Source organism: Roseibium salinum (genome assembly GCF_026240905.1).
Taxonomy (GTDB): Bacteria; Pseudomonadota; Alphaproteobacteria; order Rhizobiales; family Stappiaceae; genus Roseibium; species Roseibium salinum.
Genome location: NZ_JAPEVI010000003.1, coordinates 256,310 through 271,459, shown reverse-complemented (window position 1 = coordinate 271,459; position 15,150 = coordinate 256,310). Strand labels below are relative to the sequence as shown.

Sequence of the window (15,150 nt, the reverse complement as noted above, 5' to 3'; positions counted from 1 at the left end):
TCCTACGGAATTCCACATAGCTCGCTCAAAGCCCGCGACTGATGCGAAAAATAATAGAAACGGCCAGTCAACTTCCTGACATCCTCGTCAGCTGGATAACGCCGAACCTGCGCCAGTATCGGGCAAACCGGATGCATCTCGTCTGGGGCCTTGCCATCGTCATCGGAACCCTGGTGGCGCTGGCGGCAATCGCGTTCCGCACCGCGATCGGTCTCGTTCAATGGCCCTGGCTTGGCACGACGACCGAACTGACGATACAAGCCGCCGCACAGCAGCCCTGGTGGATCATTCTGCTGGCACCGACCGTGGGCGGCCTGCTGGTCGGCTGGATCCTGCAGAAGTACCATCCGTATCAGCGCGCCGGGGGCGTGCCCGACGTGATCGAGGCCCGGGCATATGGCGGGCGCGGCCTGCCGCTGCGCGCCGGGTTGTGGTCGGCCCTGGTGACCGTGCTCTCGCTCGGCAGCGGAGCGAGCGCCGGTCGTGAGGGCCCGGTCGTCCATCTGGGCGCGACGCTGGGTGCTGCCGTCTGCCGCTATTTCCAGCTGCCGGATTCCGCCCGGCGCATTCTGCTGGCCGGCGCGGTCGCCAGCGGCGTCTCCGCCTCGTTCAACGCGCCGATTGCCGGGGTGCTTTTTGCCCATGAGGTGGTGCTCGGCCACTATGCCACGTCGGCCTTCGTGCCGATCGTGCTGGCCTCGGTGATGGGGACGCTTCTCTCGCGCCTCTGGTTCGGCGATGTGGCCGCCTTCGAAATCCCGCTTTACGAGATCACCTCGTATCTCGAAATCCCGGCCTTTGCGCTCCTCGGCCTGACCTGCGCCGCCGTTGCCATCATCTTCCAGTTCGCCCTGATCGGAACCGACTGGGCGGCCCGCAACGTCACCATGCCGCTATGGCTGCGGCCCGTTGTCGGCGGCCTGGCGGTCGGCGCGCTCGGCATCTTCTTTCCCGGCATTCTGGGGGTCGGATATGAAGCGACCGACCTTGCGCTGAAGCACGAGCTGTCCATCACCGTCCTGCTGAGCCTGCTGATCGTCAAGACCGCCGCCACCGCCATCACGCTGGCCTCGCGCTTCGGAGGCGGCATCTTCTCGCCGTCCCTCTACCTCGGGGCCATGACGGGCGGAGCCTTCGGCCTCATCGCGGCTTCGGTGTTTCCGGAAATGGCGTCCAGCCACGGCCTCTACGCGATCCTCGGCATGGGTGCGGTTGCCGCCGCCGTTCTCGGAGCTCCCTTTTCCACCACGGTGATCGTGTTCGAACTGACCGGCGGGTATGCGCTTTCCATTGCCCTCCTCCTGGCGGTCTCCATTGCAACCGGCCTCACCCAGGCCGTTCACGGCAAGTCCTATTTCCACTGGCAGCTGGGCATGCGCGGCTGTTTCGTGAATGAAGGCGTGCACCGGTTCCTGAGCGAAACGGTGAAAGTGCGCGACTTCATGGATCCGCCTCCGGAGAATGAAGAACAGCGAACGTTCAGGCCCGGGAAAGACGGGCCCTACCTGCACGACACCGACACGCTGGAAAGCGCACTTAAGAGCTTCGACTCCTGCGGCATGGCGGCCTTGCCGGTTGTCCGCAAGGGCGATGCGACAACGATCATCGGCGTTGCCCGCCACGTCAGGGGCCTGCGCTACTTCAACGCCGCCCTCATCAGTGCCACCAAGGAAGAGCATCGCTGAACGAGAGCCGGTTGGGGCCGATGCGCTGTTTTAAATCGCCTTGGTCGCGTGTTCGAGCCAGATTCGCTCCCTGGCCCCGACAAGCGGTCCGATCTCTTCGCGGACCGTCTCATGGTAGCCGTTCAACCAGTTCCGTTCGTCCAGCGTCAGCAGCGGCACGTCCACCAGGCGCAAATCCATGGGGACCAAGGTGATCGTTTCGAAGCCGAGCATCGGCCGCTCGCCCCCCGGGATGTCTCTTGCCTGCGTCACGATCTCCAGGTTCTCCAGGCGGATCCCGTATTCGCCGGCGGGATAATAGCCCGGCTCGTTGGAGAGGATCATGCCCGGCTTCAGCGGCACGGTTCCGGTCTTGGCGATCCGCTGCGGCCCTTCATGGACGCTCAAATAGGCACCGACGCCATGACCGGTGCCGTGGTCGAAGTCGAGCCCGGCTTTCCACAGCTCGATCCGCGCCAGCGTGTCGAGCTGCGCGCCCGTGGTCCCTCCCGGGAACCTCGCCGTGGAGATGGCGATATGCCCCTTCAGCACCAGCGTGTAGTGCCTTTTCATCTCCGCGGTCATCTCCCCGACGGCCAGCGTGCGGGTGATGTCGGTGGTGCCGTCTTCGTACTGGGCGCCCGAATCGATCAGGAAAGGTTTGCCGACCGGAATTTTCCGGTTGCTGGTGCGGCTGACCCGGTAATGGCAGATCGCCCCGTTCGGCCCCGCCCCGGATATCGTGTCGAAGGAGATGTCCTTCAGGTCCCCCGTTGCCCGGCGAAACTCCTCCAGCTTTTCCGCGGCGCCGATCTCGTCCAGATCGCCCTTCACGGCCTCCTGGTCGAACCAGTAAAGGAAACCGACAAATGCCGCGGCATCGCGCAGGTGTGCGGCCCGGGCGCCCTTCAGTTCGGTCTCGTTCTTGATCGCCTTGGGCAGGAGAACCGGATCCTGGGCTTCCATCAAGGTTCCGCCCGACCCGGTGATCGCATCCGCGATGCCGACCCCCGCCAGGGCGGGATCGATCATGACCCTGGACCCCGCCTTGCCGAGTGTTGTCAGTCCCTGCTTGAAATCGTCCGGCTCCGCCAGATCCGTCAGCTCCGCGAGCGCATCGCGCACCGAGTTGGAAAGCTTGCGACCGTCGATGTAAAGCGAAGGCTTGCCGTCGGCCGGCACCGTCGCGAAGGAAAGCGGCAGCGGCGTGTGGCTGACATCCGAACCGCGGATATTGAACAGCCAGGCGATCGAGTCCGGCTGGGTCAGCACGCAGGCATCTGCCTTCTTGTCGGCCAGGGTGGACTGGATCTCGGCGATTTTCTCACGTGCGGACCGACCGGCAAGTTCGACCGCATAGAGGGAAACCTGCCCGACAGGCGGTGCCGGGCGGTCCTGCCAGACGCTGTCGATCGGATTGTCGTCCAGCGTCACCAGTTCCGCCCCCGCGTCCTCGCACACCTTCTTCAGGCGGCGGACATCCCGGACCGTATGAAGCATGGCGTCGATGCCGAGTTTCTGCCCCGGTTTCAGCCTTGCCGCCAGCCAGTCGGTAACCGGTTCGTTGATCAGGTGCTGCGCCGGGAACACATCCATATCCACCTGTTCGCGCACCTGGATCGTGTAGCGCCCGTCGACAAAGATGGCGGCACTGTCGCCGAGCACCGCAGCCATCCCGGCAGAGCCGGTGAAGCCGGTCAGCCATTGCAGCCGGCAGTCATGCGGCGGCACGTATTCACCCTGATGGGCGTCGGCACGCGGAACCAGAAAACCGTCGAGGCCACGGCGGGAAAGTTCGGCCCTTAGAAGCGCTGCATGCGGCGCTCCACAGGAGGGATCGCTGAGATCGTCAAAGTTCTGAAACATGAGCCGAACGGTAATTTGCCCGCGGCGATCGATCAAGCGGGATAATCGTCCGGGACGGGCGGAGAAACTCAAAATCATATCGCAGCGCAACATATTTCTTCGCATATGCGAAATACGCAAGGCTGTCATGCGTTTGGAAGCCTACCGGATGGCGGAGCAAGTCGGCATATAAGGTGCACAAGACAGAAAAAGACGTTCTCCCTAGGGAAGCTCTTGAACTTCAAAAAGGGACTGATCACATGACCATCGCAACCACCACTTCAACCCGTGCCGGCGGCAGCAACTTCATGCGCCGGGCATTTGACCGCATGATTGAAGCTCGCTCCGTTCAGGCGCGCCGCTACGTCAACGGTTACCTTCTCTCGCTCGACGACGCGACGCTGGCAGCACATGGCTACAACCGCAAGCAGCTTGAGCGCGAAGGCACTGCCCCCAGCGCATTCTAAGCCTCTCGGTCCCGCCAGGGCGGGACTGCGGACTTAAAGCACCGTGCAAACAAAGAGCCTGCCAGGATTTCCGGCAGGCTTTTTGTTTTTCAGTCGGTTGGCCTGCGTGGTTCATCCTGTTTTCGAGGGACACCGGAATTCAATGGTCTCCGTCCCGGGTCCGCGCCATGCGCTTCCTCACGCGGTCTTGCGGCCCCGGACGAGGGTCAGCGTCAGCCAGCCGTCCTTTTCCCGGCGTCTGTCCAGCACAAATCCCTGGCAGCCATAGGCAAACAGGATGCGCGGGCCGTCCTCGATCCTGAGGCCGGACAGGACGAGCGTAGCGGTCTGTGCCGCGCGCGCGCCGATGGACTTCGCCATTTTCATCAGCGGCCGTGCCAGGATATTGGCGATGATGAGATCAAACGGCCCGTAAAGCCGAAACCGCCGGTCGTCCATGCCATTGGCAGTGAACACCCGCACCAGATGCCCCGCATCGTTGAACCGTGCGTTTGCCAGGGCTGTTTGGGTGGCGACCGGATCGATATCCGTTGCCAGAACCGGCGTTTTCGCCTTCAGGGCCGCCGCGATCGCCAGAACGCCCGTGCCGGTACCAAGATCCAGGATGCTGTCATATTCACGCAAGGACAGCAGCCGGTCGATCTCCTCGAGGCATCCTGCGGTGGTCCCGTGATGTCCGGTACCGAAGGCAAGCGCCGCCTCGATCTCAAGGGCGATGGCGCCGGCCGGCACCTTGTGGCGGTCATGCTTTCCATGCACGACGAACCGGCCCGCCCGCACGGGCTTGAGGCCTTCGAGGCTCTTTTCCACCCAATTGATGTCCGGGAGTTCTTCCGCCTCCATCGGCGCGGCAAAGGCATCCGCCCCGACCCGGTCGCGAACGGTCTCCATCGCGGCGTCCGGCTCCGCGTCGAACAGCAGTACCTCGGCGGCCCACAGCCTGCCGTCCGGTGAGACCTCGTAAATGGTCACCGGATTGCCCTCGTCCTCGAACGCGCGTTCCAGAATGTCCGAAATCCGCTTGGCTTCCAGTTCTTCGGCGGTGATCCGCACCCGGATGGTTTTCATGACCGATTGCGCCCTTCGTAATTTGGTTCAAGGCGAGCGGTATAGCCGCAAGCTTGCGGACACGCCAGAGTGAACCACGGCAGACTGGGCAAAACGGCGCGCTGCTCCATTTCTTTCACAAGACGAAGGAAGAGACCGATGACGCTTTGTGAACCACGCATCGACACGCACCGCCCCACCGACCACCGGGCGGCTTTTCTGTCGCTTCTCTTGATCCTCACCGTCCTTTGCCTTGCCGTGCTGCCGGCCGCATCCCATGCAACGGAGTATCAGGACGAGTTGTTCGAAGCGCTGAAAAAGGCGGCGAACGAGGAGGAAGCCCGAAAGATCGAGGATGATATCTGGCACTCCTGGCTGGACGCGGCGCCGACACCGGAAATCCGGGAGAAGATCGACACCGCCATGCGCCGGCGCGACTCCTATGACTTCCAGGGCGCCAAGGACCTGCTCGACGAGGTGGTCGAAGAAGTTCCCGACTATTCCGAGGGCTGGAACCAGCGCGCCTTTGTCCTGTTTCTGCAGGGCAATTACGAGGCCAGCCTCGAGGATGCGGAACGCGCGCTTGCCCTGGAGCCCCGCCATTTCGGCGCCCTGTCCGGGAAGGCCATCATCCTGATGACGTTGGGGCGGGTACAACCCGCTCAGGAGGCCCTCAGGCAGGCGGTCGAGATCCATCCCTTCCTGAAGGAACGCCACATGCTGATCGAGCCGGAGGGAGTGGAGCTGTAGCTGTCGGAAAAGCTCGGGGACGAAGATGCTCTCGGCGTGAACCGCGCGACAGAATATCCGGAGCTACGCCGGGGATGATCGTCTGAGTAAGCCCCGCTGAACGTACGCCGCCTCCCACCGACCTCATCCTGAGAGTCTGACTCGAAACTCATTTTGTTAGCTTTGCCTGTCGCCTGATGATTAGTTCGATGTTTGCGATATAGATCCAAGCGGTTTGGGTTTCCTGTTTTGCTTCAAAGTCTTTTGCAAGGCGTCTGCGTCGGCCGAACCAGGCAAAGGTTCTCTCAACAACCCATCGTCTTGGCAGGAGCGCAAATCCCTTGACCCCAGGTGGCCGTTGCACGATTTCGATCGACCATGGCCCGCAATCCTTGAGCTTTTCCAGAAGCTTCGGGCCACGGTAGACGCGATCGGCGAAGATATGAGTAAGATCGGGATAGATCCGCCGCAGGCTTTGCAGCAGCGGCACAGCTGCGTGCACGTCCTGGATATTGGCGGGATGCACCAGAACGTCCAGAACGAGCCCGTCTGTATCGGTGACGATGTGACGCTTGCGACCCTTGATGCGCTTGAAGGGATCAAGGCCTCGTGGCCCGCCGACTTGGGTCGTTGCCACGCTCTGGCTGTCGATCACACCGGCGGACGGAGTGGCACTGCGTGCCTGCGCTTGTCGGTGCTGCTCCACTATCCGCCGGTTCAACCCACGCCATAACTCATTGTCACGCCACGCATAAAAGTATCTCTGGACAGTCGAGCGCGGCGGAAAATCACTTGGCAAAAAGCGCCAGGGGCAGCCCGTACGCAGCAGATAGAGGATCGCGTTGACCACTTCCCGAAGCGACGTTGTGCGCGGCCTCCCACGCTCTCGCCTCTCCGGAAGATGAGGCGCGATCAAATCCCACTCTTCGTTCGTCAGATCGCTTGCGTAACGCTGGCCACGACGCTCATAGTTGGCACGGGTGATCTCGGTCCACATGGTGAAGCTCCGTTCTGTTAGCGCAATAACGGAATCACAAGCGGCCGGGATCACTCAATACATTTCGGGCCAGTCTCTGAGGAGCGAGCCTGCTCGCGTCTCGAAGGATGCGCCGCTTGCTCCGCGTCCATGCTGCGAGACGGGCCAGAAGGCCCTCCTCAGCATGAGGCCTGTGGGGAGGTGGGGCAGAATTGGCCTGGCTGTCAGGCTCTACATCTGAAATGTTTCACCGGACAATTTGCGGAAATGCCACATAGGCACATCCCGAACAGATGGGCGCCTGGTGACACCTGCAACCCGTCAGTGCCGCTCGACAAAGCTGTCGATGACCTTCTTGACGCCGGCCTTTTCGAAATCGATGGTCAGTTTGTTGCCCTCGATCGACTTGATCGCCCCGTATCCGAACTTGATGTGAAACACCCGCTCGCCGAGGGAGTATTCGGACGGCGTATCGCTGACGGATTTGGCGACCAGTTCGCCCTCGATGGTGAGCGGTCCCTGGCGTTTCATGCGTGCCGACTGATAGCCGCGCCCGCCCTCGGAAAACCCCTCGGATGACCGGGCCCTCTGAGCCCTCTTCCAGCCCGGCGTTGAATAGCTTCCGGTATCGAACGGATCGTGACTGTCGAAACGGGACGGCCCGTAACCGCCACCCCCATATCCACCGTAGCTGGTCGACGGTTCGGCGATCTCCACATGATCCACCGGCAGCTCGTCCAAGAAGCGGGACGGCAGGGAGGACTGCCACTGGCCATGGATGCGCCGGTTGGAAGCGAAATAGATCTTGGCGCGCTTCTTGGCACGGGTAATGCCGACATAGGCAAGGCGGCGCTCTTCCTCCAGCCCCGCCCGGCCGCTCTCGTCGAGCGAGCGCTGGTGCGGGAACAGCCCCTCTTCCCAGCCCGGCAGAAAGACGGTGTCGAATTCCAGCCCCTTGGCGGAGTGCAGCGTCATGATCGACACGGCATCCGTCGCATCGGCGCTGTCCCGGTCCATCACCAGGGAGATATGCTCCAGGAACCCGGTCATGGATTCGAACTCGTCCATCGAGCGGATCAGTTCCTTCAGGTTGTCGAGCCGCCCGGGCGCTTCGGCGGAGCGGTCCTGACGCCACATTTCCGTGTAACCGCTTTCGTCCAGGATGATTTCAGCCAACTCGGTATGTTTCATCTGCTCCAGCTGGCGCCGCCAGCGGTCGAAATTGTCGAGCACGTTTTTCAGCGCATTGCGCGGCTTGGGCTTCAGTTCTTCCGTGTCGATCAACTGGCTGGCCGCCTGCATGAGCGGGATGCGCTCGGCCCGGGCGACCCCGTGCACCAGCTTGATCGTGGCCTCGCCCAGGCCCCGTTTCGGCGTGTTGACGATCCGCTCGAAGGCGAGATCGTCAGACGGCTGCACGACGCAGCGGAAATAGGCCATGGCATCGCGGATTTCCAGGCGCTCGTAAAAGCGCGGACCGCCGATGACCCGATAGTTGAGACCGAGGGTGACGAAACGATCTTCGAACGAGCGCATCTGGAAGGAGGCGCGCACCAGAACCGCCATCTCGTTGAGAGAATGGCCCTTGGTCTGCAGCGCTTCGATTTCCTCGCCGATCGTCCGGGCTTCTTCTTCGGAATCCCACACGGAGGCGACCGACACCAGATCGTGGTCGGGTTCCGAAAAATCCGTGAAAAGCGTCTTGCCGAGCCGGCCCTCGTTGAAGGAGATCAGATGGGATGCCGCCGCCAGGATGTGGCTGGTCGAGCGGTAATTGCGCTCCAGGCGGATGACTGTCGCGCCCTTGAAGTCATGCTCGAAGCGCAGGATGTTGTCGACCTCCGCCCCACGCCAGCCATAGATCGACTGGTCGTCGTCGCCGACACAGCAGACATTGGGATTGCCCTGGGCGAGCAGACGCAGCCACAGATACTGCGCAACGTTGGTATCCTGATACTCGTCCACCAGCATGTAGCGGAAGCGGCGCTGGTAGTCCTTCAGGACATCGGGGTGCTTCTTGAACAGCGTGATCACATGCAGCAGCAGATCGCCGAAATCCGCGGCATTCAGGATCGACAGGCGCTCCTGATACTCGCGGTAGAGCTTGCGGCCCTTGCCGTTTGCAAACGCCCGCGCCTCGCCTTCCGCAATGTCCTCCGGACCGAGCGCCCGGTTCTTCCAGCCGTCGAGAATGCCGGCGAAGGCGCGTGCCGTCCAGCGCTTGTCGTCCAGCCCCTCGGCCTGGATGATCTGCTTGATCAGGCGGATCTGGTCGTCCGTGTCGAGAATGGAGAAACTGGATTTCAGGCCGACAAGCTCGGCATGTTTGCGCAGGATCTTGACGCAGATGGAGTGGAACGTGCCGAGCCAGGCCATGCCCTCCACATTGCCGCCGACAAAGCCCGCAATGCGTTCCTTCATCTCCCGCGCGGCCTTGTTGGTAAAGGTCACCGCCAGGATTTCGAACGGCCGCGCCCGGCCGGTCGCCAGGATATGGGCGATGCGCGTCGTCAGGACCCGGGTCTTGCCAGTGCCGGCCCCGGCCAGCACCAGAAGCGGCCCTTCCGTCGTTTCCACGGCCTGGCGCTGCTCCGGGTTGAGACCGGCAAGATAATCGGAGGGCGCTCCCCGTGCCGCCATGGCCCGCGCGGCAATCCCGCCTTCCCGCCTCGCCGGCACGGGCGCGGACTCTATCCGTGTGCCGACCGGCTGAAAGGGATCGTCGAATGAATCGTCATACCCGTTCGGGTCTGCCATGGTTCACTGGTCCGGTTCTTAGAGCTCCAGATCAACCTGCTTTCAGGTGCGCGCGCAAAAGCAGACGGGTTGATCGATCTAAATCAGTTCTGGCGTCAGGTCTGCACGCAAACACAATGCGGAGCAGATACTCGGCTGAGAACAATATAGCAACAACCCGGCGCTGGCGAGGCCGGATAGCGGGATTTGGTGGGGACAAGAGATGCCGCGCCCATGTCCTTGGCGAAGCTTCAGAAGCCCACACCCCCAGCTCTAACGATAGTCCACCGGATTGTCATCCCTGCACGCTGGGACCGGATAATGCCGGGCGCTTTCGGATCAACGGACGGGGTTGGCGGACCTCCTGTCCTCGCCAACGCCAAACCGGGACGACAACGACAGGTTCGGGGAACCCTCACGCCCCGACCAGATCGAACCAGTCGTCCTCGGAAATCACGTCGATATCCAGATCCTGCGCCTTTTTCAGTTTCGATCCGGCACCCGGACCCGCCACGACCAGATCGGTCTTCGCGGAGACCGAGCCGGATACCTTGGCCCCGTAGCGTTCGGCCATGGCCTTGGCCTCGTCCCGGGTCATGCGTTCCAGGGAACCGGTGAAGACCACCGTCTTGCCGGCGACGGGAGAACCGGAGGCGTCGATCTTTTCGGCTTCCTTCGGCGTCACCTGCTCGAGCAGCGCCTCAAGCTGTTCCCGGTTGTGCTGTTCCGCGAAGAACTCCACCAGAGCATCGGCAACGATCCGGCCGATGCCGTCGATGTCGTTGAGCTCGGCATAGGCCTCGCCGTCCGGGTCGTGAGCAGCCTTCATCGCCGCGTAGAATGCGTCCCAGGAGCCGTAGGCCCGCGCCAGCAGCTTGGCATTGCCCTCGCCGACATGGCGGATGCCGAGCGCGAAGATGAAGCGGTGGAGGTCGATCTCGCGACGGGCATTGATGGCCTCGAACAGGTTCTGCGCCGAAACGGCGCCCCAACCCTCACGGTTGCGCAGTTTCGTGAGGCTGCGCTTGTCGCGTTCTTCCAGGGTGAAGATGTCCGCGGGGGACATGACCAGGCCGTCCCTGTAGAAGGCATCCACCTGCTTGTCGCCGAATCCTTCGATGTCGAAGGCATTGCGAGACACGAAGTGCTTCAGCTTTTCCGTTGCCTGCGCGGGGCAGATCAGCCCACCGGTGCAGCGGCGCACCGCATCGACGCGGCCGGTCTTCTCGTTCTCCTCGCGCACCGCGTGGCTGCCGCAGGCAGGACAAACGGTCGGAAACTCGTAGGGGCTGGCGCCCTCGGGGCGTTTTTCCAGATCGACATCGACGATCTGCGGAATGACGTCGCCCGCGCGCTGGATTTTCACCGTGTCACCGATGCGCAGATCCTTGCCCTCCCGGATCGGTTCGCCATCCTGGCCGATGCCCTTGATATAGTCCTCGTTGTGCAAGGTCGCGTTGGAAACCACCACACCGCCGACCGTGATCGGCTCCAGTTTGGCAACGGGCGTCAGGGCCCCGGTACGGCCGACCTGGATCTCGATCTCGTTGAGGATGGTATAGGCCTGCTCCGCCGGGAACTTGTGGGCGATCGCCCAGCGCGGCGAGCGGGAGACGAAGCCCAGGCGCTCCTGCAGGTCGAGCCGGTCAACCTTGTAGACGACCCCGTCGATGTCGTAGTCGAGCTGTGCCCGCCCCTCTTCGATGGAGTGGTAGACGGCAATGAGTTCTTCCACGGTTTCGCAGCGTTTCATGAGCGGATTGACCTGAAACCCCCAGGCCTCGAGCTGGCTGACCATGCCGGATTGCGTGTCTTCCGGCATGTCGCTCATTTCGCCCCAGGAATAGGCAAAGAATCTCAGCGGCCGCGAGGCGGTGATTTCGGGTTTCAATTGGCGAAGGGACCCGGCAGCGGCGTTGCGCGGATTGGCGAAGATCTTGCCGCCATTGGCGGCCATCCGTTCGTTCAGCGCCTGAAAATCCTTGTGCGCCATGTAGACTTCGCCGCGCACTTCCACAACCTCCGGAACGCTGCCCGAGAGCGTCACCGGTATGTCCTTGATGGTCTTTGCATTCTCGGTCACGTTTTCGCCCGTTGTGCCGTCGCCCCGCGTGGCGGCATGGACCAGCTTGCCGTTCTCATAGCGCAGGGACAGGGACAGGCCGTCGATTTTTGGCTCCGCCGTCACCGCAAGCGTGCCCATCAGCGGATCGAGCTTCAGGAACCTTCGCACCCGGCCGACAAAGTCCCGCACGTCGTCGTCGCTGAAGGCATTGTCGAGAGACAGCATGGGCACGCGGTGCGTGATCTTGCCGAATCCGGACGCGGGAGCCGCCCCGATCCGGGCGGACGGGCTTTCAGGCACGATGAGGTTCGGGAAGCGGGCCTCGATTTCCGAATTGCGGCGCCTGAGAGCATCATAGTCCGCATCGGAAATACTCGGCGCATCTTCCTGATGGTAGCGCCGGTCATGCTCCGCGATTTCGGCTGCCAGCCGTTTCAGCTCAACCTGCGCTTCTTCCAGGGTGAGGTCGGTAACATCGATCTGGGCGGTTGAGGTGTCGGTCATGATGTCTTCACGGATTATGTCAGCGGATGGAGCGGATTTGATAACCGGTTTCAATCGGATAGCGGAACCTATCCGTGTGCTCAAGCGTTCATGCGCCAACTGTAACATTTACTGTCGGACTTGCCGGAAGACTCAGGAGGTCGAAATGGCTGAACATGACCGCGAAACCCACTATGTCGAAAAATCGAGCGGCAGTGGTGCCGGATGGTTTATCGCCGGTGCCCTGATAGTGGTGTTGATTATCGGTGGAGTGCTCTATGCGAACGGCTACTTTGGCACGGGCGACAGCGTCAGCATTGAAATGAACGCCCCGAGCACGGACAGCGGAACCGCACCGGCGGGCGATACGGATTCCGGCTCCGGGACGGGTGTCGAACCTGCTGCACCCGAACCCGCAGCACCCGAGCCGGCTACGCCGGCAGACGGGCAGTAAGTTTTCTTACGCACAGATGCGTGAATGCGGCGGGAGGCTTCGGCTATCCCGCCGTTTCCGTGAGCAGCTTGCCGGCCGCGGCACGCGCCTCGTCGGTGATCACGCTGCCAGCCAGCATTCTGGCGATTTCCTCACGCCTGTGCCCCTCGTCGATACGCTTGACCCGCGTCGCGACCCGGTCCGGCGTCGTCGGTTCCTTGACAATCAGGAAATGGCCTTCCGCGCGGGCCGCGACCTGCGGCGCATGGGTAACGGTGAGGACCTGAACATTGTCGGCCAGACGCGCAAGGCGCACGCCGATGGCCTCGGCGACCGCACCGCCGACGCCGGTGTCGATTTCGTCGAAAACGAGCGTGGGAGCCGACCCCTTGTCGGCCAGAGACACTTTCAGCGCCAGAAGGAACCGGGACAGTTCGCCGCCGGAGGCGACCTTCATGATCGGCCCCGCTCTGGTTCCCGGGTTTGTCTGAACGTGGAATTCCAGCTGGTCGATACCGGAGCGGCCGCGGCTTTCCGGATCGCTCTGCAATTCAACGATGAACCGGGCACGCTCCAGCTTCAGGTCCGGAAGTTCGGCCTCGACCGATTTTTCCAGGGCCTTGGCGGTCTTTGTGCGCTTGCCCGATAGAGCGGCGGCCTTTTTGTCATAGTCCGAACGAGCTGCCGCAGCCGCCTTGACGAGAGCCGCGAGCTTGTCCTCTCCCGCATCGAGATCGGAGAGATCACCGGCCATGCGCTCGCAAAGGGCAGCAAGTTCGTCGACCGGCACGGAGTATTTGCGCGAAGCCGCGCGAAGGGCAAACAGGCGTTCTTCGGCCGCTTCCAGTTCGTGCGGGTCGAACTCCGTCTCCCGTAATGCGCTTTCCAGCCCGGCGCGCGTTTCCTCCAAAAGGTCGAGCGCCTCGGACAGTGTCCTGACCGGCTGTCCCAGAAGATCCGGCACCTGATCCGTCTTGCGCTCGAGCCGGCGCAGCAGACTGGCAAGTTCCGGCATCGGGGATGCGGAGCCGTTGAGCGTTTCGAAGGCCTCGGCGAGATCACCGGCGATTTTTTCCACCCGCATCATGTCGGCACGCCGGGTCGCCAGCTGTTCCTCTTCACCCGCCTGAGGTTTGAGGGTGCTCAGTTCGTCGACCGCCGCACGCAGGAAGTCTGCCTCGTTGCGGGCCGATTCGATGCGCTTCTCGTGGTCGCTCACAGCCTTTTCCGCTGCCCTGAACGCCGTATAGGCGCGGCCGACGGCGTCCACATCGCCCGTCAACCCGCCAAATACATCGATAAGCGCCCGGTGGCTGTCGGGATCGACCAGGGCCCGGTCGTCGTGCTGGCCGTGGATCTCGACCAGGAGAGACCCCGCCTGCCGCAATAGACCCGCACTGACCGGCTGGTCGTTGACAAAGGCGCGCGTGCGCCCGTCCGCCGTCTGAATACGGCGCAGGATCACGTCCCCGTCATCGACCACATCATTGTCTCGCAGGAGCGCCCGAACCGGATGGTCCGCGGCGACATCGAAAACGGCAGTCACCTGTCCCTGGGCCTCGCCGTGACGGACGAGATCCGCATCGCCGCGGGCCCCAAGAGCCAGCGACAGAGAATCGAGAAGGATGGATTTACCCGCACCGGTTTCGCCGGTGAGAACCGACATTCCTGCGGTGAAGTCAAGGTCAAGACGGTCGATGAGTACGATGTCACGAATAGACAGCGTGACCAGCATGTAGGGATGCTCCTCAGATTCGGCGCGGCTCACCATACAGGAGAACCGAGCCGTCTTTCCAGAGCCTGCGAGGCCGTTGCTTCACAAAATGGCAGAGCTCATGAACGCTGCGCCGCTGCAAGGCGGAAAGCGGCGGAAAACCGTCAGGTCCTGAGGCTGCTGAACGCCCGGCTGATCCAGCTGCCGCTATCTTCGGAAGGCTCGTACCCCCCTTGTTAAGAAGGGAATAGGCGTCCTTGTACCACTGGCTGTCCGGATAGTTGTGGCCAAGCACCGCCGCGGCGGTCTGCGCTTCGCTGACGACGCCAAGCGCGTAATAGGATTCGGTCAGGCGGAACAGGGCTTCCTCGACGTGGCGCGTGGTCTGATATTCGAGCACGACCGTCTTGAAGCGGTTGATGGCGGCAATGTAGTTGCGCTTGTTGAGATAGTAGCGGCCGACCTGCATTTCCTTGCCGCCCAGCTGGTCGTGCACGATCCGCAGCTTCTCTTCCGCATCCGGCACATATTCGGATTCGGGGAAGCGCTGGATCAGCTCGTTAAAGGCGGATGCCGCCTTTTTCGTCACCGCCTGATCGCGGGTGATGTCCGGCATCTGACGGAAATAGCTCTGCCCGGCGATGTAGAGCATGTAGGCGGAATCCTCGTCCCCCGGATAAAGGGTCACGAACCGCCTCGCAGCGTTCACCGCCTCGGTGTATTTGCCGCGCGAGTAATTCAGGAAGGCCAGGTTGACGAGCGACTTCTTGGAATACTCGGAATAGGGATAGAGCTTGTCGAGCTCTTCGAACTTCTCGGTGGAGTCGCGCAACTTGCCCTGCGCGCGCAACGCCAGTCCTTCGTTGAAGAGAACTTCCGGCGGCGTGTCGTTCAGGGCCAGGTCGTCCAGGTCATCCTTGCCGCTACAGGCCGCAAGGAGGATTGGCGTTGCCAAGACGGCCATTCTCAAAAGGATTTTCATACGCTTGGC

10 protein-coding genes and 1 pseudogene are annotated in these 15,150 nt (G+C 62.4%); 4 read left to right on the top strand and 7 right to left on the bottom strand.

Annotation, left to right across the window (positions count from 1 at the left end):
- Nucleotides 1-41: 41 nt before the first annotated feature.
- Nucleotides 42-1,685: a chloride channel protein gene (locus ON753_RS05690; RefSeq protein WP_265961604.1), complete on the top strand. Its 1,644-nt coding sequence runs from the start codon at nt 42-44 to the stop codon at nt 1,683-1,685.
- A 30-nt stretch (nt 1,686-1,715) separates the two neighbouring features.
- On the opposite strand, the gene ON753_RS05685 is transcribed toward ON753_RS05690, so the two are convergent.
- Complete coding sequence (locus ON753_RS05685; RefSeq protein WP_265961603.1) at nt 1,716-3,530, bottom strand: aminopeptidase P family protein; 1,815 nt, start codon at nt 3,528-3,530, stop codon at nt 1,716-1,718.
- Between the two features lie 239 nt (nt 3,531-3,769).
- Here ON753_RS05685 and ON753_RS05680 point away from each other — a divergent pair, with 239 nt between their 5' ends.
- A complete protein-coding gene (locus ON753_RS05680) occupies nt 3,770-3,976 on the top strand; it encodes a hypothetical protein (protein ID WP_265961602.1) in 207 nt (68 codons plus the stop codon).
- Nucleotides 3,977-4,153: 177 nt separating this feature from the next.
- Here the strand turns inward: ON753_RS05680 and ON753_RS05675 are convergent, their stop codons facing one another.
- A complete protein-coding gene (locus ON753_RS05675) occupies nt 4,154-5,044 on the bottom strand; it encodes a 50S ribosomal protein L11 methyltransferase (protein WP_265961601.1) in 891 nt (296 codons plus the stop codon).
- A 138-nt stretch (nt 5,045-5,182) separates the two neighbouring features.
- Here ON753_RS05675 and ON753_RS05670 point away from each other — a divergent pair, with 138 nt between their 5' ends.
- Nucleotides 5,183-5,773 (top strand): tetratricopeptide repeat protein, encoded by a 591-nt coding sequence (locus ON753_RS05670; protein ID WP_265961600.1) that lies wholly within the window; start codon nt 5,183-5,185, stop codon nt 5,771-5,773.
- A gap of 148 nt (nt 5,774-5,921) precedes the next feature.
- Here the strand turns inward: ON753_RS05670 and ON753_RS05665 are convergent, their stop codons facing one another.
- The 3 genes from ON753_RS05665 to ligA form a co-directional block, all read right to left on the bottom strand.
- A complete protein-coding gene (locus ON753_RS05665; RefSeq protein ID WP_265961599.1) occupies nt 5,922-6,749 on the bottom strand; it encodes an IS5 family transposase in 828 nt (275 codons plus the stop codon).
- Nucleotides 6,750-7,049: 300 nt separating this feature from the next.
- A complete protein-coding gene (locus ON753_RS05660) occupies nt 7,050-9,485 on the bottom strand; it encodes an ATP-dependent helicase (protein WP_265961598.1) in 2,436 nt (811 codons plus the stop codon).
- Nucleotides 9,486-9,879: 394 nt separating this feature from the next.
- On the bottom strand, nt 9,880-12,033 hold the full coding sequence (ligA, locus tag ON753_RS05655; protein ID WP_265961597.1) for an NAD-dependent DNA ligase LigA: 2,154 nt from the start codon (nt 12,031-12,033) through the stop codon (nt 9,880-9,882).
- 145 nt (nt 12,034-12,178) lie between these two features.
- Here ligA and ON753_RS05650 point away from each other — a divergent pair, with 145 nt between their 5' ends.
- Entirely contained in the window at nt 12,179-12,466 is a 288-nt protein-coding gene (locus tag ON753_RS05650; RefSeq protein WP_265961596.1) for a hypothetical protein, read from the top strand.
- Nucleotides 12,467-12,509: 43 nt separating this feature from the next.
- On the opposite strand, the gene recN is transcribed toward ON753_RS05650, so the two are convergent.
- Nucleotides 12,510-14,180, bottom strand: a complete 1,671-nt coding sequence (gene recN / locus ON753_RS05645; protein WP_265961595.1) for a DNA repair protein RecN — start codon at nt 14,178-14,180, stop codon at nt 12,510-12,512.
- Between the two features lie 143 nt (nt 14,181-14,323).
- Nucleotides 14,324-15,141: pseudogene (locus ON753_RS05640) on the bottom strand (outer membrane protein assembly factor BamD).
- Between the last annotated feature and the right edge of the window lie 9 nt (nt 15,142-15,150).

Excerpts from the sequence above, each read along its gene's own strand:
- ON753_RS05665 (WP_265961599.1), bottom strand. The coding sequence starts at position 6,749 with ATGTGGACCGAGATCACCCGTGCCAACTATGAGCGTCGTGGCCAGCGT.
- ON753_RS05650 (WP_265961596.1), top strand. The coding sequence starts at position 12,179 with ATGGCTGAACATGACCGCGAAACCCACTATGTCGAAAAATCGAGCGGC.
- ON753_RS05680 (WP_265961602.1), top strand. The coding sequence starts at position 3,770 with ATGACCATCGCAACCACCACTTCAACCCGTGCCGGCGGCAGCAACTTC.
- ligA (WP_265961597.1), bottom strand. The coding sequence starts at position 12,033 with ATGACCGACACCTCAACCGCCCAGATCGATGTTACCGACCTCACCCTG.
- ON753_RS05670 (WP_265961600.1), top strand. The coding sequence starts at position 5,183 with ATGACGCTTTGTGAACCACGCATCGACACGCACCGCCCCACCGACCAC.
- recN (WP_265961595.1), bottom strand. The coding sequence starts at position 14,180 with ATGCTGGTCACGCTGTCTATTCGTGACATCGTACTCATCGACCGTCTT.
- ON753_RS05685 (WP_265961603.1), bottom strand. The coding sequence starts at position 3,530 with ATGTTTCAGAACTTTGACGATCTCAGCGATCCCTCCTGTGGAGCGCCG.
- ON753_RS05690 (WP_265961604.1), top strand. The coding sequence starts at position 42 with ATGCGAAAAATAATAGAAACGGCCAGTCAACTTCCTGACATCCTCGTC.
- ON753_RS05660 (WP_265961598.1), bottom strand. The coding sequence starts at position 9,485 with ATGGCAGACCCGAACGGGTATGACGATTCATTCGACGATCCCTTTCAG.
- ON753_RS05675 (WP_265961601.1), bottom strand. The coding sequence starts at position 5,044 with ATGAAAACCATCCGGGTGCGGATCACCGCCGAAGAACTGGAAGCCAAG.